The sequence below is a fragment of the Pseudomonas sp. CHM02 genome (genome assembly GCF_000612585.1).
In the GTDB taxonomy this organism is placed as follows: Bacteria; Pseudomonadota; Gammaproteobacteria; order Pseudomonadales; family Pseudomonadaceae; genus Aquipseudomonas.
This window is the reverse complement of sequence record NZ_JFCA01000040.1, coordinates 16,351-37,495: the sequence shown is the minus strand read 5'-3', so window position 1 is coordinate 37,495 and position 21,145 is coordinate 16,351. Positions and strand designations below refer to the sequence as shown.

Below are 21,145 nucleotides of genomic sequence, written 5' to 3'. Positions count from 1 at the left end.
TTTTATCAGGTGGCGGGGCTGGCCAGCGCCAGCACTTGCTCGCGGATTTTCGCCGTGGCGCCTTGGCTGGCAATGGACGCATAACCTTTTGCCAACTGTTCGAAGTGTGTCTCGAACAGCCAGGCGCGGTCCTGCGGGTAACGCTGCATATGGCGCAGGTTGCGCTGGCGCAATGCGTTGCGCAGCGGCGACGGGAAGATGCGCAGGTCGGCGATATCGATCAGGCCAAACTCACCGTCATCCATCAACAGCACATTACCCAGGTGCAGCGAACGGAAGTACACACCACGCTCATGCAGCTTGGCCAGGAACTGGCCGAAACGTTCGATCAGCGATTCACGCAGGCTGTTATCCAGGCTTTGCAGGGCTTGGCGCAGGGTCAGGCCGGACAGTGGCGCGTAGCTGACGGCACTGCTGGCGTCGCGCAGGCCATAGAGGCCTAGAATCTGCGGCGTGGGGATGCCCAGGGTGCGCAATTGCTCGGCGTTGCTGGCAAACCGCTCGGAGTAGGGGTTGAAGCTGCCCGAGGTGTACCAGCGGCGCGGACGGAAGATCTTCAGGAAGCGGCTGTCGGCCAGGCGCAGGACCTTTGGTCCCAGGCCGTCGGCTTCGATCACATGGGCATTGCTGCACAGTTGGTCGAAAGCCTCGGGCTTGAGTGCTTGCACCGGAATGCGCAACACACTGCGACGGCGTTGGGCGATGCTCAGGCCGGCAATGATCGCCAGCGGGATCCACAGCAGGAACCAGTGCTCCTTGGGGCGCGACAGGATGCCACCGCCTTCGGTCAGCCCGGCGCCGATGCCATAGGCCAGCAGCGACGAAGCCAGGATGAAGAGTGGCTGGGCGCGTTCTTTCAGGCCCTTGTACAGCCCCCAGCCGATCATGAAGATCCACGGGATAAAGCCGATGATGCCGACGTAATACAGCACGCCCAGCGCAAAGCTGTGCGGCTCGCGCAGTTCGTAGCCGTCGGCCAGGGTCAGGTACAGCTCGGAATCGTAGCTGTGGCCGATCCAGGGGTGTTCGGCGATGCGTTGCAGCGACATGCCCCACAGCTCGAAACGGAACGAGCTGCCACGGTTGGTGATCAGTTCGGGGTAGAGCAGCAGGAGCCCCGCGGCACCCACGACCATGCCCGCTATCAGCAGGGCCGAACGGCGGTTGCGGCTGACGAAGGTCATCCAGAGGATGGTCAGGGTCAACGCTACCAGTGGCGTGCGCGAACCGGTGGCCAGCACGGTCAAGGTCATGATTGCCAGGGCTGGAATGCTGAACCACAGCACCTGCAGGCGCTGGGTGGTCATGCAGATGTACAGCCAGTAGACGCAGAAAAAGCCGAAGACGTGGGAGCTCAGCAGCGGGTTGTCGAGGGCGCCACGGCCGCCGATCATGCGCATGCCGGGTTCGAAACCCTTGGCGAATGCCACGAGGTTGCACACGCACACCACCAGGGCAATCACCGCTGCACTGAAGAAGATCGGCTTGAACAGCTCATTGCGGTAATGCAGCAACAACCCGCAGCCAGCAAACAGCATGAAGGTGTGCAGGGGGCGTTTGAACAGGTCGGTGTCCGGGTGATGCTCCGGGCTCCAGAGCAGGCTCGTCAGCGCCCAGGCGGAAAACACCAGGAACGCGATCGCCAGCGGCTCACGCAGCAGTTCCTTGAGTTCCCTGGGGCGCAGGCACAACAGCAATAAGGTGGGGGCGCTGAACAGGGCGTAGTAGAACTTGTGCAGCACATTGCGATTGGTGACGAAGAACAGCGAGCTCAACAGCAACAACAAGCCAATGGGCAGAATCCACAGAACCAGAAAGTCGAAAACGCGATTTGAGCCATAGATCAGGCGCTTGGAGTGCATACAGGAAAGCCATTCCGTGTTGAGAAGCCGACCATCTTAAAGTAGTGGCTATATAATGTCGCCGGTTGGATCCAACCAGGTTGAGGGTCATGCAGGGTGCAAGTACAACAGAGAAGCTGTGCTAAAGTCAGCCTCCTTTTTCAAAACGCCGCGTGATATGACCGACTCCAGTCCGAGCGCAAGCCCTTCGAGCTTGAAAATATACTTCCGCCTGCTCAGTTACGTTAAGCCCTACGCCGGCTTGTTCGCGCTGAGTATCGTCGGATTTCTGATTTTCGCGTCGACCCAGCCGATGCTGGGGTACATCCTCAAGTACTTCGTCGATGGCCTTTCCAACCCTGAAGCCGTGCTGTTCCCCACCGTGCCGTTCCTTCGGGACCTGCAGTTGCTCCAAGCCGTGCCGCTGCTGATCATCCTGATCGCCGCCTGGCAGGGCCTGGGTTCGTTCCTGGGCAACTACCTGCTGGCCAAGGTTTCCCTGGGCCTGGTCCATGACCTGCGCGTGCAGTTGTTCAACAACTTGCTGACGCTGCCCAACCGCTACTTCGACAATCACAACTCCGGGCACCTGATTTCACGCATCACCTTCAACGTGACCATGGTCACGGGGGCGGCGACCGACGCGATCAAGGTGGTGATTCGCGAAGGCATGACGGTGATCTTCCTGTTCGCCTCGCTGCTGTACATGAACTGGCGCCTGACGCTGGTGATGATTGCCATCCTGCCGTTGATCGCCGTGATGGTGAGCACGGCCAGCAAGAAATTCCGCAAGCAGAGCAAGAAGATCCAGGTGGCCATGGGCGACGTGACCCACGTGGCCTCGGAAACCATCCAGGGCTATCGCGTGGTGCGCAGTTTCGGTGGTGAGGTCTACGAGGAAAAACGCTTCCTCAAGGCCAGCCAGAGCAACACCAACAAGCAACTGCGCATGACCCGCACCGGGGCGATCTACACACCGGCGCTGCAACTGGTGATCTACACCGCCATGGCGGTGCTGATGTTTCTGGTCCTCTATCTTCGCGGTGACGCATCGGCCGGTGACATGGTGGCCTACATCACCCTGGCCGGCCTGCTGCCCAAGCCGATTCGCCAGCTCTCGGAAGTCAGCTCGACGATCCAGAAGGGTGTGGCGGGTGCCGAAAGCATTTTCGAACAGCTGGACGAAGAGGTCGAAGTCGACAACGGTACAATCGAGCGCGACAAGGTCAGCGGTCGGCTCGACGTACGCAACCTGAACTTCACCTACCCGGGCACCGAACGCCATGTGCTCAAGGACATCAGCTTCACCGCCGAACCTGGGCAGATGATCGCCCTGGTCGGGCGCTCGGGCAGCGGCAAGTCGACCCTGGCCAGCCTGATCCCGCGTTTCTACCATCACGCAAGCGGCGAAATCCTGCTGGATGGCGTCGAGATCGAAGACTACAAGCTGCTCAACCTGCGCAAGCACATTGCCCAGGTGACCCAGCATGTAACCCTGTTCAGCGACACCGTGACCAACAACATCGCCTACGGCGACCTGGCGGGCGCACCTCGGGCGGACGTTGAAGCGGCCGCGGCGGACGCCAATGCCAAGGACTTCATCGACCAGTTGCCCAAGGGCTTCGACACCCAGGTCGGCGAAAACGGTGTGTTGCTGTCGGGTGGCCAGCGCCAGCGCCTGGCGATTGCCCGTGCGCTGCTGAAGAACGCGCCTTTGTTGATTCTCGACGAGGCCACCTCGGCCCTCGACACCGAATCCGAGCGCCACATTCAGGCAGCGCTGGACAAGGTCATGCAAGGTCGCACCACCCTGGTGATCGCGCACCGTTTATCCACCATCGAGAAGGCTGACCTGATCCTGGTGATGGACGACGGTCGGATTGTCGAGCGTGGCACGCACAGCGAACTGCTGGCACAGAACGGCTATTACGCCCGCCTGCATGCCATGGGCCTGGATGCACCGATTTCCGCCGACATCACCTGAACCTCCCTGTAGGAGCCGGCAAGCCGGCTCCTACATTGCAAAACCCTCCCGCAAACCTCCCGTAACCCTGTGCTAATATCGCGCCCCTGTTCATTTTGTATGTGGGTTGCTCCATGAAGTTGTCCATGCCGCGATTCGATCAAGCCCCTGTCTTGGTGGTCGGCGATGTCATGCTCGACCGTTACTGGCATGGCGGTACCTCACGGATTTCCCCTGAGGCACCGGTACCGGTAGTCAAGGTCGAGCAAATCGAAGACCGTCCAGGTGGCGCTGCCAACGTTGCCCTGAATATTGCCGCCCTCGGCGCCCCGGCCTCCCTGGTGGGTGTGACCGGCGACGACGAAGCCGCCGACAGCCTGGCCAACAGCCTGCGCGGTGCCGGCGTGCGTGCGCTGTTCCAGCGCATTGCCCACCAGCCGACCATCGTCAAGCTGCGGGTGATGAGCCGTCACCAGCAATTGCTGCGTATCGATTTCGAAGAACCCTTCGCCACCGACGCCCTGGCCCTGAGTGGCCAGGTCGACGGGTTGCTCGAAGGCATCAAGGTGCTGGTGTTGTCCGACTACGGCAAAGGCGCCTTGAAGAACCACCAGGCATTGATCCAGGCCGCCAAGGCCAAGGGCATCCCGGTGCTGGCCGATCCCAAGGGCAAGGACTTCTCGATTTATCGCGGAGCCAGCCTGATCACGCCTAATCTCAGCGAGTTCGAAGCCATCGTCGGCGGTTGCGCCGATGAGCACGACCTGGTGACCAAGGGCGCGGCACTGATGGCCGACCTCGACCTGGGCGCCTTGCTGGTGACCCGTGGCGAACACGGCATGACCCTGCTGCGCCCCGGCCACCCGGCGATGCACCTGCCGGCCCGGGCCCGTGAAGTGTTCGACGTCACCGGCGCCGGTGACACCGTGATTTCCACCCTGGCCGCCTCGATTGCGGCGGGCGAAGAGCTGCCTCACGCCGTGGCGCTGGCCAACCTGGCGGCGGGCATCGTGGTGGGCAAGTTGGGTACTGCCGCCATCAGCGCGCCTGAATTGCGCCGTGCGATCCAGCGCTCCGAGGGTTCGGAGCGTGGTGTGCTGACCATCGAGCAACTGCTGCTGGCCATTGACGACGCCCGTGCCCACAACGAAAGCATTGTGTTCACCAACGGTTGCTTCGACATCCTGCACGCCGGTCACGTGACCTACCTGGAGCAGGCGCGAGCCCAAGGCGATCGCCTGATCGTTGCGGTCAACGACGATGCTTCGGTGAGCCGCCTGAAAGGCCCTGGTCGTCCGATCAACAGCGTCGACCGTCGCATGGCGGTGCTGGCTGGCCTGGGCGCGGTGGACTGGGTGATCAGCTTCCCTGAGGCCACCCCGGAAAACCTGCTGGCCCAGGTCAAGCCGGATGTGCTGGTCAAGGGCGGCGACTACTCCGTCGACCAGGTCGTAGGGGCGGATATCGTCAGCGCCTACGGCGGCAAGGTCAAAGTGCTGGGCCTGGTCGAGAACAGCTCGACCACCGCCATTGTCGAGAAGATCCGCAACAATGAGTAACGCTGATAAGTGGGTCCTGATCACCGGCGGCGCCGGTTTTATCGGTTCGCACCTGGTCGATGCGCTGCTTGCCAAAGGCTACGGCGTACGGGTGCTGGATAACCTGTCCACCGGCAAACCCAGCAACTTGCCATTGGACAATCCGCGCGTCGAACTGCTGGAAGCTGATGTGGCCGATGCCGACTTGGTAGCCAGTGCTGCCGTCGGTGCAACGGCGGTGGTGCACCTGGCGGCAGTGGCCTCGGTGCAGGCGTCGGTGGATGACCCGGTCAGCACGCACCAGAGCAATTTCGTCGGCACCTTGAATGTCTGCGAAGCCATGCGCAAGGCCGGTGTCAAGCGTGTGGTGTATGCCTCCAGCGCCGCGGTATACGGCAACAATGGCGAGGGTGCTTCGATTGACGAGGAAACCACCAAGGCGCCGTTGACGCCCTATGCGTCCGACAAGTTGGCCAGTGAGTACTACTTCGACTTCTACCGTCGCCAGCATGGCCTGGAGCCGGTGATTTTCCGCTTCTTCAATATCTTCGGGCCGCGCCAGGATCCGTCATCGCCGTATTCCGGCGTGATCAGTATCTTCAGCGAGCGCGCGCAGCAGGGGGGGCCGATTGCCGTGTTTGGCGATGGCGAGCAAACCCGTGACTTCATGTACGTGGAAGATCTGGTGGACGTGCTGGTGCAGGCCATTGAAGCGCCGGCTGCGCCGCTGGGCGCAATCAATGTCGGCTGGAACCGCACCACGACGCTCAAGGATGTGCTGCAAGCCCTGGAAGAAATCGTCGGCAAGTTGCCGGCCGTGACTTACGGGCCCGCACGCTCTGGGGATATCCGGCATTCGCGGGCGAATAACCAGCGCTTGTTGGCGAGCTTCAAGTTGCCCGAGCCCACACCCCTGAAGGTTGGCCTCGCACGCCTGCTCAACATCTGACCCTGTAGGCGCCGGCTTGCCGGCGATAGCGGCCTGAAGACAGAGGTGATCTTCAGGGCCTCATCGCCGGCAAGCCGGCTCCTACAGGTTGGCCCTTCAAATCAGCGGCTGGCTTTTTTCTTCGGCACGATCTTGCGCAGCACCCGCTGTGCCAGGCGCTTGAGTTTCGACTCTTTCTCAGGCTCTGCCAGGCCTTGCTGGCGTAGCCAATCCTTCCAGCGAATCCGCTCCTCACGCACCAGCCAGCCTTCCTGCTGGGCGAAGCTTTCCGCCAGGTACAAGCCCCGTGTGCTCGCCGGGTACAGCTGGTCTTTCTTGACGGTGTACAGCTCGGCCAGGGGCTGGCCGTCTTTCAGCGGCATCAGGTACAGGTCCGGGCGCTGGCGGTCGAGGCGGGCGACCAGTTGGTCGCCCTCCAGGCGCTCGTCCACATGGAACAGGCTCAGGGATTTGGCTTCCTTGGGCACTTCCAGGCGCAGGTCGTAAATCAATTGCAGCGAGGCGGTGGGCAGGTGCACATAGGCGCGCGGGCGTTCGATCAACTGGGTGGTGGCGCAACGTACCGGGCGGGCGGCGCCGGACAGCGGGCTGAGGCGAAAGGGCAAGGCTTCGCGGTAATGCAGCGCGGCCGAATAGGGCGCCGGCAACCACGTGTCGTTGAAGCGCCCGCCGAGCCAGCCTTCCGGCGTCTCCAGCAGGCATTCTTCGGCAATTTCCTGGATGGCGGTGTGCAGCGGCAGGTTCAGTTCATGGGCGGGCACGTAGCCGGAAATCAGCTTGAGCACCACGTCGCCCCGGTCCTGGCGGCGCTGGCGCACCAGCACCCAGTAATCCTTGTTTTGCCAATGCAGGGTCAGCCGCACAGACACGCCGAGGTTGGCCAGCTCCAGGGCGAAGCGCTCGGGATCGGCCACCTCCACCGGCTTGCGCCGTTGCAGGGTCTGGGCGAAGTTGAGCGGCATGCCGACGCTCTGGTAGCTCAGGCCTTCGGGGGTGGCTTCGACGTGCAGCGGCAGTGTTTTGAAGTTGCTGGGGTTTTTTCTTATGAGCGTTCGCGGCATGTCGGCTCCTTCTTGCGACGGGGTCGGCCGCGTCGGCGGCATCAGAGTTGACGAATGACTTGGGCAGCGGTCGCCACGTTATGGGCCAGGTGCAGCGGATTAATGGTCCCGACAATAGCACTGGCGACGCCCGTTTGCGCAAACAACAACATGAAACTGGCGCGAATTGGATCCACTCCCGGCTCCAGGCATACGTGGCCGCTGGCCAGCGCCTTCTTCACCAGGATGCCCTTGCCGTGGGCCGCCGCATAATCAATGACGGCTTTCTCGGCCTGTTCGTTCAGATTGTAGGTGACCATGGCGCAATCGCCTTGTTCCAGAGCCTTCACGCCGCCTTCGACGGTTTTCCCGGAGAAGCCGAAACCGCGGATCTTGCCTTCCTTTTTCAGTTCCTCCAGGGTCTGGTAGACCTCGCAGTCATTGAGGATATGCAGGTCGTTGCCGTCGGAGTGCACCAGCACCAAGTCGATAAAATCAGTTTCAAGTCTTTTCAAGCTGCGCTCGATAGACATCCGCGTGTGAGCCGCGCTGAAGTCGTGGCTGGACGTGCCATTCTCGAACTCTTCACCGACCTTGCTGACAATCACCCAGTCCTTGCGCTGGTCACGCAACAGCGGCCCCAGGCGTTCCTCGCTCATGCCATAGGCCGGCGCGGTATCGATCAGGTTGATGCCCAGTTCGCGGGCCTGGCGCAACAGCATGCGGGCCTCGTCGTCACCGGGGATCTGGAAGCCGCTGGGGTATTTCACCCCTTGGTCGCGACCCAGCTTGACGGTGCCCAGGCCCAGCGGTGACACCAACAGGCCGGTGCTGCCCAGTGGGCGATGCAGGTCGTGCAGGGTGGGCAGGCTCATGGCAACAGTTGCTCCCAGGCAGGTACGCCGATGGCGGGTTTTGGCAGAGCGGGGAGGGGCTCGCTGGCGCTTGGGCGGATGCCGTCGCGTTCAAGGCTGCTGATGACGCGATCGGCGAAGTCCGGCGCCAGCGCCAGTTTGGTCGGCCAGCCCACCAGCAGGCGGCCGTCTTCGGCGAGGAAGGCATTGTCGGGACGGCTCAGGCCTGATTGCAGTGGCTCGGCACGGTCGACGCGCAGGGTGGTCCATTGGGTCTGGTGCATGTCGATCCACGGCAGCAATTGCGCCAGTTCTTTCTGGGCCGTGGCGATCTGTTCCTGGGGTGTGCGCGCCACGCCATCGGCCTCGGCAATGTCGCCGCCCATGTACCACACCCAGTTGCCATCGGCCGCCGGGTGGGTGGTGACGGTGATGCGCGGCTTGGTGCCGCCGCCCAGGCAGTGCGCATACAGCGGCTTAAGGCCGGGGCCCTTGGCGATGATCATGTGCAATGGACGTTTTTGCATGGCCGGCTGGCTCAGGCCCAGCGCGCTCAGCAGGTCAGCCGTGCCTGCGCCCGCACTCAGCACGATGCGCTGGGCACGGATCTCGCGACCGTCCACCTTCAGGCCCACCAGAGTGTCGCCTTCGCGCAAGGGTTCGATGTGTTGGCCGGCGAGCAACCCGTCGCCGGCCAGTTGCGCCAGGCGAGCGATCAGGCTCGGCACATCGATGACCAACTCGGCCAGGCGATAGACCTTGCCCTTGAAGCGGCGGTCTTGCAGCGCCGGGGGCAGGTCATCGCCCTTGACCTGGTCGACACGCCCGCGCACGGCCTTGCTGGCGAAGAAGCTGGTGAGGTTGCCGGCGATAGTGCCGGGGGACCACAGGTAATGCGCCTCGGACAGCAGGCGCACGCTGGACAGGTCCAGCTCGCCGTTGCCCGCCAGCGCTTCACGCCAGCGGCGCGGCATGTCGGCAATGGCTTCGGAGGCGCCGGTGAGGGCGCCGTGCAGGGCGTATTTCGCACCGCCGTGGATGATCCCCTGGGACTTCACGCTTTGCCCGCCACCCAAGGTGGCGCTTTCCACCACCACCGTGGAAAACCCCTGGCGGCGCAGGCGCGCGTTCAGCCAGAGGCCGGCAACCCCGGCGCCGACAATCAGAACGTCGGTGGAAATAACGGATGGCATGGGCGACCTCAGTGTTCAAGACAAGAGGCGCAGTATACAGGGATCACTATTGGTAGGCGTCCGGCTTGCCGGCGATGGCGCTCGAGAGACCGCCATCGCCGGCAAGCCGGACTCCTGCAGGTGAGGGTGTCAGTGGCCGGCGGTTTTCGAGAACAGCTGAATCACGACGACGCCCAGCACGATCAGGCCCATCCCCAGCATCGCCGGAATATCCAGCTTCTGCCCGTAGATAAACAGCGCCGCGATGCTCACCATCACAATGCCCATCCCGGCCCACACCGCGTAGGCCACGCCCACCGGTACCGTGCGCACTACCAGCGTCAGCATCCAGAAAGCCACGCCGTAGCCGACGATCACCAGCAGCAGTGGGATGGGTGTGCTCCAGCCCTTGATGGCTTTCATGGAAACAGTGGCGATCACTTCCGAGCAGATGGCAATGGCCAGGTAGCAGTAAGCGGCGTTCATGGGTCAATCCTCGGGGTATAGCAATCAGATGAGGCTGGCATTCTAGCGTTCAGTCAGATGGGGTAAAGTCATTACCTATCCGAATTAAAGATGGGTCAAGCCATGAGCGTGCAATGGGATCTGGAACAGATGCGGCTGTTTGTCAGCGTCGCCGAGCAGCGTTCGTTTTCGGCGGTGGCGCGCCAGCAGCGCAAGGCCCAATCGGCAGTCAGCAATGGGATTGCCATGCTGGAGGCGGACCTGGGCGTGAGCCTGTTCGAACGTAGCAGTGGCCGCCAACCGCGCCTCACCGAAGCCGGCAGCGTGTTGCTGGAGGAAGCGCGCGAAGTGCTGCGCCAGTGTGAGCGGCTCAATGGCCGGGCGCTGTCATTGACACGCGGCGAGGAGGCTCGCCTGCGCCTGGCCCAGGACGAGGCGATGTTGTTCCAGCCGGTACTCGATAGCCTTGAGGCGCTGGCCGGGCAATACCCGTTGCTGGAGGTGCAGTTGTCCAGCGCGGCCCAGGGCGATGTGGCGCGTAAGCTGGTGGAGCGCAAGGCTGATCTGGGCCTGCTGTTCTATCACGACCAGATCCCTGAAGCGCTGGAGCGCAGGGTGGTCGGCAGCGTGGAGATGGTCACCGTGTGCGGCGTGAACCACCCGCTGGCCAAGGAGCAATACGTGACGTGCCAGCACTTGGCGCAGTTTCGCCAGTTGCTGATGTCGACCCAGACCAGCGTCTACCCCGGCAGCGAAGCCGCCAGCCCGCTGGTGTGGCGCGCCGACAGTTTCTACGTGTTGGCCGAGTGGTTGATGAGTGGCCTGGGCTGGGCCTGGCTGCCCCGGCATATCGTGCAGTACCCGACGTATCAGCAACAGATGGTGGAACTGGACAGCGAATGGACGCCGCCGGCCCTGGTGGTGGAGCTGGTGTGGCGGCGCGACGAGCATCTGGGGCCGGCCGCACGCTTCCTGGCCAAACGATTTGCCGAGTGCTTGCAGGCGATCGACTGAAAAAGCCGATAAACTCCGCCGCCATGAATAGAACTCTCTACAGCTGTCTGTTTTACCTGGCGCTGCCCTTGGTGGCTTTACGTCTGTGGCTGCGCGCACGCAAGGTGCCGGCCTACGCCAAGCGCGTCAGCGAGCGCTTCTCCTATGGCCTGCCCGTGATGCAGCCGGGCGGGATATGGGTGCATGCCGTGTCGGTGGGCGAGAGCATTGCCGCCGCGCCGATGGTGCGCGGGCTGCTGGCGCGTTATCCGGCGTTGCCGATCACCGTCACCTGCATGACGCCGACCGGTTCCGAGCGCATCCAGGCACTGTTCGCCAATGAGCCGCGTGTGCAGCACTGCTACCTGCCGTATGACTTGCCGTGTGCGGCCAAGCGTTTCCTTGATCGCGTGCAGCCGAAACTGGCGGTGATCATGGAAACCGAGCTGTGGCCCAACCATATCCACGCCTGCGCCCAGCGCGGTATTCCGGTGGCGTTGGCGAATGCGCGGTTGTCGGCGCGCTCGGCCAGGGGCTACGCGCGCTTTGCCAAGCTGACGGCGCCGATGCTGTCGCAAATGAACCTGTTCGCCGTACAGACGCACACCGAAGCCCAGCGCTTCCTGAGCCTCGGTGCTCGGCCGGAAACCGTCGAAGTCACCGGCTCGATCAAGTTCGACCTGACCATCGACCCTCAGTTACCGGTGCGCGCTGCTGCGTTGCGCGAGCAATGGGGCGCCAGCGAGCGTCCGGTGTGGATCGCCGCCAGCACCCATGAAGGTGAAGATGAGGTGGTGCTGGCGGCCCATCGCCGACTGCTCGAAAGCTATCCCAACGCACTGCTGATCCTGGTGCCGCGTCATCAGGAGCGCTTCGGCCCGATGTTCGAACTGTGTGAGCAGCAAGGCTTTGCCACGGTGCGTCGCTCCAGCGGCGAGCCTGTCACCGCGAACACGTCGGTATTGCTCGGCGACACCATGGGCGAGTTGCTGTTTCTCTATGCGCTGGCCGACAGTGCCTTCGTGGGCGGCAGCCTGGTGGCGACCGGTGGGCATAATCCGCTGGAGCCGGCAGCGTTGGCCCTGCCGGTGATCATGGGGCCGCACGTGTTCAACTTTCTCGAAATCACCGCGATGATGCGCGAAGCGGGTGCGTTGCGGGAGGTGGATGACGCTGAAGGCTTGGCCGAAGCCGTGCGGCAGTTGTTCGAACTGCCCCAGGATGCCCGCAAGATGGCGCAGGCAGGGCTCAAGGTGATGCAGGCCAACCAGGGCGCGTTGAAGCGTTTGCTGGACGGCCTCGATCGGCTCATCACCTTGTAGGAGCCGGCTTGCCGGCGATCCAGGCACCGCGGTACATCAGATTCACCGAGGTGATGCAATCGCTGGCAAGCCAGCTCCTACAAGGGGTGTGTCAGTAGCCGGGGCGGGCCTTGAGCTGCTCGGCCGCAGCCTTGGCCAGGTCCGGCGGCAGGAAGTCGCGGTCCGGGTTGTAGTCAGCCTTGAGGTAGCGCGCCAGGTCCTGCAGATCGCCTGGGTTCAGGGTGCCTGCCGCTTGCTTCAAGCGCAGGTTGTCGAGGATGTAGTCGTAGCGGCTGTTGTTGTAGTTGCGCACCGACGCGTAGAGCTGGCGCTGTGAGTCGAGCACGTCGACGATGTTGCGCGTCCCCACCTGGTAACCGATTTCCGTGGCTTCCACCGCGCTCTGGTTGGAGATGATCGACTGGCGGCGCGCCTGCACCTGTTCCACATCGGTATTCACTGCGCGGTGCAGGTTACGGGTGTTTTCCACCACCTGGCGGCGCAGGCCTTCGCGTTGCTGTTCGGTCTGGCCCAGGCGCGAGTAGGATTCACGCACTTGTGAGCTGGTCAGCCCACCGCTGTAGATCGGGATGTTCAGGCGCAGGCCGATGGTGCGTTGTTCTACATCGCCGCGATAGGGCGTGCCAAAGGCATTCGGGTTGCTGAAACCGAGGGCGTCGTTATCGCCTTTCTCATATTGCGCCACAGCGTCGAGCGTCGGAGCATGCCCGGCCTTGCGCTGCTTGAGGGTTTCTTCGGCGGCGGTGACCGCGTAGTTGCTGGCGAGCAGGTTCAGGTTCTGGCGGCCGGCGGTTTCAACCCAGGCCTTGGCGTCGTTCGGCAGCGGCGGTAACACCGGCAGCGTGTGGACAATGCCCTGGATCGAGTTGTACTGGCGGTTGGTCAGGGTGATCAGCGCTTCGAAGGCATCTTCGACCTGGCGCTGGGCCAGGATCCGGTTGGCGCGGGCAGTGTCGTAGCTGGCCTGGGATTGCAGCACGTCGGTCTTGTCCGACAGGCCCACGTCGAAGCGTTCGTTGGACTGGTCCAACTGGCGCTTGAAGGCGTTTTCTTCGGCCTTGGTCGAGGCCAGGTTGTCCTGGGCGCGCAGCACGGCGAAGTAGCTTTCGGCGCTTTGCAGGATCAGGTTCTGTTCGGTGGCCGACAGTTGCAGCGCGGCCTGTTCGTTGGTGGCCTCGGCCGCCTGCAACTGGAACCAGCGATCGGCGCGGAACAGCGGTTGGCTCAGGGTTGCGCGCCAGGAGTGCGCATCGCGGTTGGCGGTGGCGGCCGGCGTATCGATCTGGGTGCGCACGTTGTTGATATCGGCACCCCCCGACAGGTTGGGCAGCAAGCCGGCACGCGCCTGGGGCACCACTTCCTTTTGCGCGCCGTACTGGGCGCGGGCGGCGGCCAGGTCGGCGTTGTTGTCCACCGCTTCCTGGTAGACGCTGACCAAGTCAGTTTTGGCGGACAAGGGCGCTTCAGCTGCCCAGACCATTCCGTTGGTCGCACAAGACACGGCGAGAGCCAGTGAAAGTTTGCGCAGCATGAGGCGATCCCTAGTTTGAATATTACGGTGATAATTTAGCGCCCAAGGCTAAGGCTGGCCATTCCTGGCGTCAAGCATTGTGGCGGCAATCGAGTGTAGTGGTGCTGACTCGGCGCAACAATCCCGCAATCACGCCATTCATCACGCTGAATGCACCGGTATTGGCAATTTGCCCACGGCATGGTCTAGACTGGCCGCGTTCTTGTCGGGGTGCCTTGTTGGAAGGCTGAGATCGGTAAATACCGGATCCCGTTGAACCTGATCAGGTTAGCGCCTGCGTAGGGAACAAGATTTCTCGTCACCCGGCGAGTCCTCTTGTGCTTCGTCCGGGATGTTGTTCGACAATCGAACAGCCCTCGTGCGCCAAGCACAGCACTGGTTTCAGTGCGTCCGTCCGTCACAGGTTCGCTCCGACAAAAATCCACCGCCTGGATAGTTGGAGAGCCCGTGATGAGCACAGAAATAAAAAGTACAAAACTGAAAAACACCGTGCACCTGAGTGAATCGGCCAAGGTCGACTCCGGCTCCGTACAGCCGTTTACCCGTTCGCAGAAGATCTACGTACAAGGCAGCCGTCCGGACATTCGTGTACCGATGCGACAAATCAGCCTGGACGTCACGCCTACCGAATTCGGCGGTGAAATCAACGCTCCAGTGGTGGTGTACGACACCTCCGGTCCCTACACCGACCCCAATGTCATTATCGACGTGCGCAAAGGCCTGGCCGACGTGCGCTCGCCGTGGATTGAAGAGCGCGGTGACACCGAACGCCTGGCCTGCCTGAGCTCCAGCTACGGCCAGGAACGTCTCGACAACCCGGATCTCGCCTACCTGCGCTTTGCGCACTTGCAAAATCCGCGTCGCGCCAAGGCCGGGCGCAATGTCAGCCAGATGCACTATGCGCGCCAAGGCATCATCACGCCCGAGATGGAATACGTCGCCATCCGCGAAAACATGAAGCTGGAAGAGGCCCGCGCCACCGGCTTGCTCAAACAGCAACACCCGGGGCACAGCTTTGGCGCGAGCATCCCGAAGATCATCACCCCTGAATTCGTGCGCGAAGAAATCGCCCGTGGTCGCGCAATCATCCCGGCCAACATCAACCACACCGAATTGGAGCCGATGATCATCGGCCGTAACTTCCTGGTGAAGATCAACGGCAACATCGGCAACAGCGCCCTGGGTTCGTCCATTGAAGAAGAAGTGGCGAAGATGACCTGGGGGATTCGCTGGGGTTCGGACAACATCATGGATCTGTCCACCGGCAAGCATATCCACGAAACCCGCGAGTGGATCATCCGCAACTCCCCGGTGCCGATTGGTACCGTGCCGATCTACCAGGCACTGGAAAAAGTTGACGGCGTGGCCGAGGACCTGACGTGGGAGCTGTTCCGCGACACTCTGATCGAGCAGGCCGAGCAGGGCGTCGACTACTTCACCATCCACGCCGGCGTGTTGTTGCGCTACGTACCACTGACCGCCAATCGTGTCACAGGCATCGTCAGCCGTGGCGGTGCGATCATGGCCAAGTGGTGCCTGGCCCATCACAAGGAAAACTTCGCCTACACGCATTTCGAGGAAATCTGCGAAATCATGAAGGCCTACGACGTCAGCTTCTCCCTCGGCGACGGCCTGCGCCCGGGTTCGATTGCCGACGCCAACGACGCCGCGCAATTCGGTGAGCTGGAAACCCTTGGCGAGCTGACCAAGATCGCCTGGAAGCACGATGTGCAGACCATGATCGAAGGCCCCGGCCACGTGCCGATGCAGTTGATCAAGGAGAACATGGACAAGCAACTGGAGTGCTGTGACGAGGCGCCGTTCTACACCCTCGGCCCGCTGACCACCGACATCGCACCGGGCTACGACCACATTACTTCCGGTATCGGTGCGGCGATGATCGGCTGGTTCGGTTGCGCCATGCTCTGCTACGTCACGCCCAAGGAACACCTGGGCTTGCCGAACAAGGATGACGTGAAGACCGGGATCATTACCTACAAGATCGCCGCGCACGCAGCCGACCTCGCCAAAGGTCATCCGGGGGCGCAGATCCGCGACAACGCCTTGAGCAAGGCACGCTTCGAATTCCGTTGGGAGGACCAATTCAACCTGGGGCTGGACCCGGATACCGCACGAGCCTTCCATGATGAGACCCTGCCCAAGGAGTCGGCGAAGGTCGCGCACTTCTGCTCGATGTGCGGGCCGAAATTCTGCTCGATGAAGGTGACCCACGAAGTGCGTGAGTACGCGGCCAACCAGCGCATTGAAGCGGTGGACGTGGACGTGGCCAAGGGCTTGGCCGAGCAGGCGGAGCGGTTCAAGCAGGAAGGCAGCCAGCTCTACAAGAAAGTCTGATTCAAGATCGTAGGCGTCTGTACCGGCCTTATCGAGGGCAAGCCCCCTCCCACATGACTCAAACTGTGGGAGGGGGCTTGCCCCCGATAGCGATCCAACAAACAACAAATGCCCCTCAGAGATACCACCCTTGAGCATTCAACCGAGTACCTACTCCCCCGATATCGCAGTGCCGAGCGACAAAAGAGTCTTCGGTGCCCGCGACCTGTTCTCCCTATGGTTTTCCCTCGGCATCGGCCTGATGGTCCTGCAAACCGGCGCATTGCTCGCGCCGGGCCTGGGTCTGTCCGGTTCCTTGCTGGCGATTTTCCTCGGTACCCTGGTGGGCGTCCTGCTGCTGGCTGCCGTCGGTGTGATCGGTAGCGACACCGGCCTGTCCGCCATGGCCGCGCTCAAGCTCAGCCTGGGCGCCAAGGGCGCGAGTCTGCCGGCGCTGTTGAACCTGCTGCAGCTGATCGGCTGGGGCTCTTTCGAAATCATCGTGATGCGCGACGCCGCGAGCCTGTTGGGCGCGCGGGCGTTCAGTGACGGCAGCCTGTTGGCCAGCCCGTTGCTGTGGACCCTGTTCTTCGGCGGTCTGGCGACCCTGTTGGCGGTCAGCGGCCCGCTGACCTTCGTGCGCCAGATCCTGCGCAAATGGGGCATCTGGCTGCTGCTCGCCGCCTGCCTGTGGCTGACCTGGAATCTATTCGCCAAGGCCGACCTCGGCGCACTCTGGGCGCAGGCCGGTGATGGCTCGATGCCGTTTGCGGTGGGCTTTGACATTGCTATCGCCATGCCGCTGTCGTGGCTGCCGCTGATTGCCGATTACTCGCGCTTCGGCAAGCGCGCCAAGAGCGTGTTCGGCGGCACCGCCCTGGGCTTCTTCATTGGTAATTTCTGGCTGATGAGCCTGGGTGTGGCTTACACCCTGGCGTTCGCACCGAGCGGTGAGGTGAATGCGCTGTTGCTGGCCTTGGCCGGTGCGGGCCTGGGCATTCCACTGTTGCTGATCCTGTTGGACGAGTCGGAAAACGCCTTCGCCGATATTCACTCGGCGGCAGTGTCCAGTGGGATTCTGTTGCGCTTGAAGGTCGAGCACCTGGCCCTGGCCATCGGCGTGATCTGCACCCTGATCGCCTGTTTTGCGCCGCTGGCCCAGTACCAGAACTTCCTGCTGCTGATCGGTTCGGTGTTTGCACCGCTGTTCGGCGTGGTGCTGGTGGATCACTTCATCCTGCGTCGCCGCGGCCAGGGCGTGATCGCCAGCCTGCGTTGGCCGGCGTTATTGGCCTGGCTGGGTGGCATCGCGACTTACCACCTGCTCGCCAACCTGTATCCGGACATCGGCGCTACCCTGCCGGCACTGGTGCTGGCAGGCCTGCTGCAGTTCATCCTGGGCCGAGCCTTCAGCGGCGCGCCGGCACCAACTCAGGCTTGAGGATGCCGTCCAGGCGTGAGTAGGGGATCTGCAACTCGACGTGGCCCAGGGCGTATGGCGCGATGGTGCTGGTGGGGTACTTGAGGAGCACGCCACCATAGGTCAGCGCCACGTTCGGGGTTTTCTGGAAAGGGTAGGTCTTCACATACTCCGGTTCCAGGCTCAGGCGGGTGCTGATCAGCCAGCTGTTGTGCGCCACCTGGGCGGCTTTCCAGAACGCGTCTTCCTTGCCGGGCAACAGCATGTCGGTCAGGGTCAGGGCTTTTTGCTGCTGGCGGGAATAGTTGATGAAGGCGCGGCCCGGCTCGCCGTGGGTGGCGCCCTGGTCCAGGTAACTGGACAACTCGATGATCACCAAGCCGTCATGCTGCTCGCGTACCTTGGCCTGCAAGTACATGCTGTTGCGCGGGGCGGCGGTTTGCAGGAACTGCTCGCGATACGTCTCCAGGCTGGTCGGCAGCGGGGCGCTCGGCGCGGTGCGGGTCATTTCCAGCAGGCGCTGCTCGATCAACGCGTCCAGCTTGGGCTCTTTGGCAAAGTGCACGGTGTCGATATTCACCAGCGGGCAGTCGGCGCTGGCGCAGTCGGGCTTGCTTTGTTCGGTGGCGTCGCGAGTGGCTTCCAGCGGGGTCTTGAAGCTCGGTTGGAACAGGCTCTGGCAAGCGCCGAGGGTCAATGCGATGCAGGCCACGGAGGCGATTTTTAAAAGCGACATGTAAGTCCTTCGTCTATCGATAAGAGCGAAATTTGTGCAGCTTCGACTGCCAGCACGGCAGTCAGTTCGCCACTAAGCTGATTAGAGTGTGTTTGACGCCCGCCGTCTATCCCGGCAACTGGAAAGGGGCTGCATCCAGAGGCACGAGCGCGTTAGGATGGCGCCCATTGCGCAGGCTTAACGAGGATGGGACATGACGGACTTAGCAAAATCGACGCCGAGCACAATCGAGATTGTTCAGCGCGACAATGCCTACCAGGGCTTCTACAAGCTTGATCGCGTGCAACTGCGCCACGAGAAATTCGATGGCGGCATGAGCCGGGTGATCAATCGTGAAGTCTTCGTTCGTCACGATGCCGTGTGCGTGCTGCCTTACGACCCGCAGCGTGATGAAGTGGTGTTGATCGAGCAGTTTCGCGTGGGCGCCATGGGCCGTACCGACAACCCATGGCTGGTGGAAATGGTCGCCGGCCTGATCGACAAGGATGAGGAGCCGGAGGAGGTTGCACACCGCGAGGCCGAGGAGGAAGCTGGGCTGACATTCTCCGCGCTGTGGCCGATCACCAAGTATTTCCCGTCGCCCGGTGGCAGTACTGAATTCGTGCACTTGTACCTGGGCCGTTGCGACAGCTCGCAGGCGGGTGGCGTCCATGGATTGGAAGAAGAAGCTGAAGATATCCGCGTCACCGCATGGGCTTTCGAAGACGCCCTGCAAGCGGTGCGTGACGGCAAAATTTCCAACGCAGCCAGCATCATCGCCCTGCAATGGCTTGCGCTTAATCGCGCGGAAGTGAGGGGGTTATGGCAGTAAAGGCACGGGAACGTTATCGAGTCGACCTGATCGGGCTGCAAGCGGCTTGCGAGGCGAATTACGCGCGGTTGATGCGTCTGCTTCCCGACATGCGCCATGCCCCCGAGGCGCGGCGCATCGGCGTGACACACGGCGACCAGATGCTCGGCGTGCTGGCCCTGGAAGTCATCGTCAACTGCCCCTACACCACCACCCTGCGCGTGCGCCAGGAGCACAGCCTGCCGTGGCTGCCGGTGCCGCAGTTGGAAGTGCAGGTGTACCACGATGCGCGAATGGCCGAAGTGATCAGCGCCGAACATGCGCGACGCTTTCGCAGCATCTATCCTTACCCCAACGTGTTCATGCACCAGCCCGATGAGAAAGCACAGCTGAATGTGTTCCTCGGTGAATGGTTGAGCCACTGCCTGGCCCTGGGCCATGAGTTCGAAGCTGTGCGGTAGATGTGAACTGCGTCCGCTTCCTGGGTTTCCTCTTTGTGTCCTGCCCCAGCATAATCACGCCAAACGTCCATTTCCTGTGATTGCCTTGGGAGAGCGCCTTGCCGAGCGTATCCACCGTGAGCCCCGATGCGCCGGCATTGCTGGTGCAACTGTCCGACAGCCACCTGTTTGCAGAAGCCGAAGGCACGCTGCTGGGCATGAACACCCGTGAAAGCCTGCAACGCGTCATCGAGCTGGTGCGCGCGCAGCAGCCGCGCATCGACCTGGTGTTGGCCACCGGGGATCTGTCCCAGGACGGCACGCTGGAGTCTTATCAGCAATTTCGCGACATGACCGCGCCCATCGGCGCCCCGGCGCGCTGGATTCCCGGTAATCACGACGAACCGCAGGTCATGGCCCACGCCGCCGTGCACAGTGACCTGCTGGAACCGGTGGTCGATATCGGCCACTGGCGCGTCACCCTGCTGGACTCCGCCGTACCCGGCTCCGTGCCGGGCTACCTGCAGGATCAACAACTGCAACTGCTCGCCCAGGCCCTGAGCGAAGCGCCGAACCGGCATCATCTGGTGTGCTTCCATCATCACCCGGTGCCGATCGGCTGCGCCTGGCTGGAGCCCATTGGCCTGCGCAATCCCGATGCCTTGTTTGCCGTGCTCGACCGTTTTCCACAGGTGAGGGCGGTACTCTGGGGCCACGTACACCAGGAAATCGACCGCGAGCGCAATGGCGTGCGCCTGCTGGCGTCGCCGTCCACCTGCATCCAGTTCGCGCCGGGCAGCGAGGATTTCAAGGTCAGCGAACAGGCGCCGGGCTACCGCTGGCTGCGCTTGCATGCCGACGGACGGTTGGAGACTGGGGTGGAGCGGGTCCAGGGTTTCACCTTTACCGTGGACTACGGCAGCAACGGCTATTAAAACCTGTAAACGCTGATCAAATTGTGGGAGCTGGCTTGCCTGCGATGGCAGTGTGCCAGTCTATAAATGTGTGATGGATACACCGCCATCGCCGGCAAGCCAGCTCCCACAGTGGGTCTTCTGTGTCCTTTGGATTGAGGGCATCACACACGGCTTCGATCCCTGTAAACTGCGCCTTTTTTGGCGCAAGCATGGAGAGCCCGGCATGTCCGCTTCGATCCTGTATATCCACGGTTTCAACAGCGCGCCCGCGTCCAACAAGGCCTGCCAGCTGATCACCGTAATGGACAGCCTGGGCCTGGCCGACCAACTGCGCGTACCGGCCTTGCATCACCATCCCCGCCAGGCAATTGCGCAATTGGAGGCGGCCATTGCCGAACTGGGACGGCCACTGCTGGTCGGCAGCTCACTCGGCGGCTACTATGCAACCCATCTTGCCGAGCGCCATGGCCTCAAGGCGCTGCTGGTGAACCCGGCGGTCAGCCCCCATCGGATGTTCGACGGTTACCTGGGCACCCAGAAGAACCTCTACACCGATGAAACCTGGGAACTGACCCACGACCACGTCGCGGCGCTGGCCGAGCTGGAAGTACCGGCGCCCCAGGATGCCGCGCGGTATCAGGTGTGGTTGCAGACCGGGGATGAAACCCTGGATTATCGCCTCGCCCAGCAGTATTACCGGGCCTGTGCCTTGCGCATCCAGGCCGGTGGCGACCATGGTTACCAGGGGTTCGCCCAGCAATTGCCGGCGCTGTTGAGCTTTGCCGGTATTGGCGCAGATCAGTATCAATCCTTCGATTTCTGTTCATTGTAAGAATCGCA

The 21,145-nt window shown here is 62.4% G+C and carries 18 protein-coding genes and 1 riboswitch; of the genes, 11 read left to right on the top strand and 7 right to left on the bottom strand.

The genetic code is table 11. The annotated features are described in order from the left end of the window. Nucleotides 1–5 precede the first annotated feature (5 nt). On the bottom strand, nt 6–1,862 hold the full coding sequence (locus BM70_RS0122475) for a bifunctional O-antigen ligase/aminoglycoside phosphotransferase family protein (protein ID WP_025858102.1): 1,857 nt from the start codon (nt 1,860–1,862) through the stop codon (nt 6–8). 157 nt (nt 1,863–2,019) lie between these two features. Here BM70_RS0122475 and msbA point away from each other — a divergent pair, with 157 nt between their 5' ends. The 3 genes from msbA to BM70_RS0122460 all read left to right on the top strand — a co-directional run bounded on the left by msbA (nt 2,020) and on the right by BM70_RS0122460 (nt 6,291). Continuing rightward, entirely contained in the window at nt 2,020–3,825 is a 1,806-nt protein-coding gene (gene msbA, locus BM70_RS0122470; protein WP_025858101.1) for a lipid A export permease/ATP-binding protein MsbA, read from the top strand. 113 nt (nt 3,826–3,938) lie between these two features. Continuing rightward, nucleotides 3,939–5,363 carry a bifunctional D-glycero-beta-D-manno-heptose-7-phosphate kinase/D-glycero-beta-D-manno-heptose 1-phosphate adenylyltransferase HldE gene (hldE, locus tag BM70_RS0122465; protein WP_025858100.1) on the top strand — a complete coding sequence of 475 codons (1,425 nt, stop codon included), beginning with the start codon at nt 3,939–3,941 and terminating at the stop codon, nt 5,361–5,363. Then, nucleotides 5,356–6,291 carry an NAD-dependent epimerase/dehydratase family protein gene (locus BM70_RS0122460; RefSeq protein ID WP_025858099.1) on the top strand — a complete coding sequence of 312 codons (936 nt, stop codon included), beginning with the start codon at nt 5,356–5,358 and terminating at the stop codon, nt 6,289–6,291. The genes hldE and BM70_RS0122460 overlap by 8 nt, the downstream gene beginning before the upstream one ends. Before the next feature lie 101 nt (nt 6,292–6,392). Here the strand turns inward: BM70_RS0122460 and BM70_RS0122455 are convergent, their stop codons facing one another. From BM70_RS0122455 to BM70_RS0122440, 4 genes are all read right to left on the bottom strand, one after another. After that, nucleotides 6,393–7,352 (bottom strand): hypothetical protein, encoded by a 960-nt coding sequence (locus BM70_RS0122455; RefSeq protein WP_025858098.1) that lies wholly within the window; start codon nt 7,350–7,352, stop codon nt 6,393–6,395. A 41-nt stretch (nt 7,353–7,393) separates the two neighbouring features. Then, on the bottom strand, nt 7,394–8,206 hold the full coding sequence (locus BM70_RS0122450) for an aldo/keto reductase (protein WP_025858097.1): 813 nt from the start codon (nt 8,204–8,206) through the stop codon (nt 7,394–7,396). After that, nucleotides 8,203–9,378: an FAD-binding oxidoreductase gene (locus BM70_RS0122445; protein WP_025858096.1), complete on the bottom strand. Its 1,176-nt coding sequence runs from the start codon at nt 9,376–9,378 to the stop codon at nt 8,203–8,205. The genes BM70_RS0122450 and BM70_RS0122445 overlap by 4 nt, the downstream gene beginning before the upstream one ends. Before the next feature lie 129 nt (nt 9,379–9,507). Continuing rightward, a complete protein-coding gene (locus BM70_RS0122440; protein ID WP_012721885.1) occupies nt 9,508–9,843 on the bottom strand; it encodes a multidrug efflux SMR transporter in 336 nt (111 codons plus the stop codon). Nucleotides 9,844–9,945: 102 nt separating this feature from the next. Here BM70_RS0122440 and BM70_RS0122435 point away from each other — a divergent pair, with 102 nt between their 5' ends. Beyond that, nucleotides 9,946–10,836, top strand: coding sequence for a LysR family transcriptional regulator (locus BM70_RS0122435; RefSeq protein ID WP_025858095.1), 891 nt, complete (start codon nt 9,946–9,948; stop codon nt 10,834–10,836). A 23-nt stretch (nt 10,837–10,859) separates the two neighbouring features. After that, complete coding sequence (gene waaA / locus BM70_RS0122430; RefSeq protein WP_025858094.1) at nt 10,860–12,137, top strand: lipid IV(A) 3-deoxy-D-manno-octulosonic acid transferase; 1,278 nt, start codon at nt 10,860–10,862, stop codon at nt 12,135–12,137. A gap of 91 nt (nt 12,138–12,228) precedes the next feature. On the opposite strand, the gene BM70_RS0122425 is transcribed toward waaA, so the two are convergent. After that, a complete protein-coding gene (locus tag BM70_RS0122425; protein WP_025858092.1) occupies nt 12,229–13,668 on the bottom strand; it encodes a TolC family outer membrane protein in 1,440 nt (479 codons plus the stop codon). A gap of 196 nt (nt 13,669–13,864) precedes the next feature. After that, nucleotides 13,865–13,970, top strand: a riboswitch (TPP riboswitch). 148 nt (nt 13,971–14,118) lie between these two features. Here BM70_RS0122425 and thiC point away from each other — a divergent pair. Together thiC and cytX are read left to right on the top strand one after the other, a co-directional pair. Next, the gene (gene thiC, locus BM70_RS0122420) at nt 14,119–16,023 is read left to right on the top strand and encodes a phosphomethylpyrimidine synthase ThiC (protein WP_043274337.1); all 1,905 of its coding nucleotides are present in this window, start codon (nt 14,119–14,121) and stop codon (nt 16,021–16,023) included. Nucleotides 16,024–16,153: 130 nt separating this feature from the next. After that, nucleotides 16,154–17,443 (top strand): putative hydroxymethylpyrimidine transporter CytX, encoded by a 1,290-nt coding sequence (gene cytX / locus BM70_RS0122415; RefSeq protein WP_025858090.1) that lies wholly within the window; start codon nt 16,154–16,156, stop codon nt 17,441–17,443. Here the strand turns inward: cytX and BM70_RS0122410 are convergent. Next, the gene (locus BM70_RS0122410; protein ID WP_025858089.1) at nt 17,412–18,158 is read right to left on the bottom strand and encodes an RsiV family protein; all 747 of its coding nucleotides are present in this window, start codon (nt 18,156–18,158) and stop codon (nt 17,412–17,414) included. The two genes, cytX and BM70_RS0122410, sit on opposite strands and share 32 nt — an antisense overlap. A gap of 193 nt (nt 18,159–18,351) precedes the next feature. Here BM70_RS0122410 and BM70_RS0122405 point away from each other — a divergent pair, with 193 nt between their 5' ends. The 4 genes from BM70_RS0122405 (at nt 18,352) to BM70_RS0122390 (ending at nt 21,137) form a co-directional block, all read left to right on the top strand. After that, nucleotides 18,352–18,969 (top strand): NUDIX domain-containing protein, encoded by a 618-nt coding sequence (locus BM70_RS0122405; RefSeq protein WP_025858088.1) that lies wholly within the window; start codon nt 18,352–18,354, stop codon nt 18,967–18,969. Beyond that, nucleotides 18,960–19,409, top strand: coding sequence for a DUF1249 domain-containing protein (locus BM70_RS0122400; RefSeq protein WP_012721893.1), 450 nt, complete (start codon nt 18,960–18,962; stop codon nt 19,407–19,409). Before BM70_RS0122405 ends, BM70_RS0122400 begins: the two co-directional genes overlap by 10 nt. Nucleotides 19,410–19,507: 98 nt before the next feature. Further along, complete coding sequence (gene cpdA, locus BM70_RS0122395) at nt 19,508–20,323, top strand: 3',5'-cyclic-AMP phosphodiesterase (protein WP_025858087.1); 816 nt, start codon at nt 19,508–19,510, stop codon at nt 20,321–20,323. Between the two features lie 205 nt (nt 20,324–20,528). Further along, a complete protein-coding gene (locus tag BM70_RS0122390; protein WP_025858086.1) occupies nt 20,529–21,137 on the top strand; it encodes a YqiA/YcfP family alpha/beta fold hydrolase in 609 nt (202 codons plus the stop codon). Nucleotides 21,138–21,145: the final 8 nt, after the last annotated feature.

What these genes read in the sequence shown, in the direction of transcription:
- BM70_RS0122475 (WP_025858102.1), bottom strand. Translation starts at nt 1,862, where the DNA reads ATGCACTCCAAGCGCCTGATCTATGGCTCAAATCGCGTTTTCGACTTT.
- msbA (WP_025858101.1), top strand. Translation starts at nt 2,020, where the DNA reads ATGACCGACTCCAGTCCGAGCGCAAGCCCTTCGAGCTTGAAAATATAC.
- hldE (WP_025858100.1), top strand. Translation starts at nt 3,939, where the DNA reads ATGAAGTTGTCCATGCCGCGATTCGATCAAGCCCCTGTCTTGGTGGTC.
- BM70_RS0122460 (WP_025858099.1), top strand. Translation starts at nt 5,356, where the DNA reads ATGAGTAACGCTGATAAGTGGGTCCTGATCACCGGCGGCGCCGGTTTT.
- BM70_RS0122455 (WP_025858098.1), bottom strand. Translation starts at nt 7,352, where the DNA reads ATGCCGCGAACGCTCATAAGAAAAAACCCCAGCAACTTCAAAACACTG.
- BM70_RS0122450 (WP_025858097.1), bottom strand. Translation starts at nt 8,206, where the DNA reads ATGAGCCTGCCCACCCTGCACGACCTGCATCGCCCACTGGGCAGCACC.
- BM70_RS0122445 (WP_025858096.1), bottom strand. Translation starts at nt 9,378, where the DNA reads ATGCCATCCGTTATTTCCACCGACGTTCTGATTGTCGGCGCCGGGGTT.
- BM70_RS0122440 (WP_012721885.1), bottom strand. Translation starts at nt 9,843, where the DNA reads ATGAACGCCGCTTACTGCTACCTGGCCATTGCCATCTGCTCGGAAGTG.
- BM70_RS0122435 (WP_025858095.1), top strand. Translation starts at nt 9,946, where the DNA reads ATGAGCGTGCAATGGGATCTGGAACAGATGCGGCTGTTTGTCAGCGTC.
- waaA (WP_025858094.1), top strand. Translation starts at nt 10,860, where the DNA reads ATGAATAGAACTCTCTACAGCTGTCTGTTTTACCTGGCGCTGCCCTTG.
- BM70_RS0122425 (WP_025858092.1), bottom strand. Translation starts at nt 13,668, where the DNA reads ATGCTGCGCAAACTTTCACTGGCTCTCGCCGTGTCTTGTGCGACCAAC.
- thiC (WP_043274337.1), top strand. Translation starts at nt 14,119, where the DNA reads ATGAGCACAGAAATAAAAAGTACAAAACTGAAAAACACCGTGCACCTG.
- BM70_RS0122410 (WP_025858089.1), bottom strand. Translation starts at nt 18,158, where the DNA reads ATGTCGCTTTTAAAAATCGCCTCCGTGGCCTGCATCGCATTGACCCTC.
- BM70_RS0122405 (WP_025858088.1), top strand. Translation starts at nt 18,352, where the DNA reads ATGACGGACTTAGCAAAATCGACGCCGAGCACAATCGAGATTGTTCAG.
- BM70_RS0122400 (WP_012721893.1), top strand. Translation starts at nt 18,960, where the DNA reads ATGGCAGTAAAGGCACGGGAACGTTATCGAGTCGACCTGATCGGGCTG.
- BM70_RS0122390 (WP_025858086.1), top strand. Translation starts at nt 20,529, where the DNA reads ATGTCCGCTTCGATCCTGTATATCCACGGTTTCAACAGCGCGCCCGCG.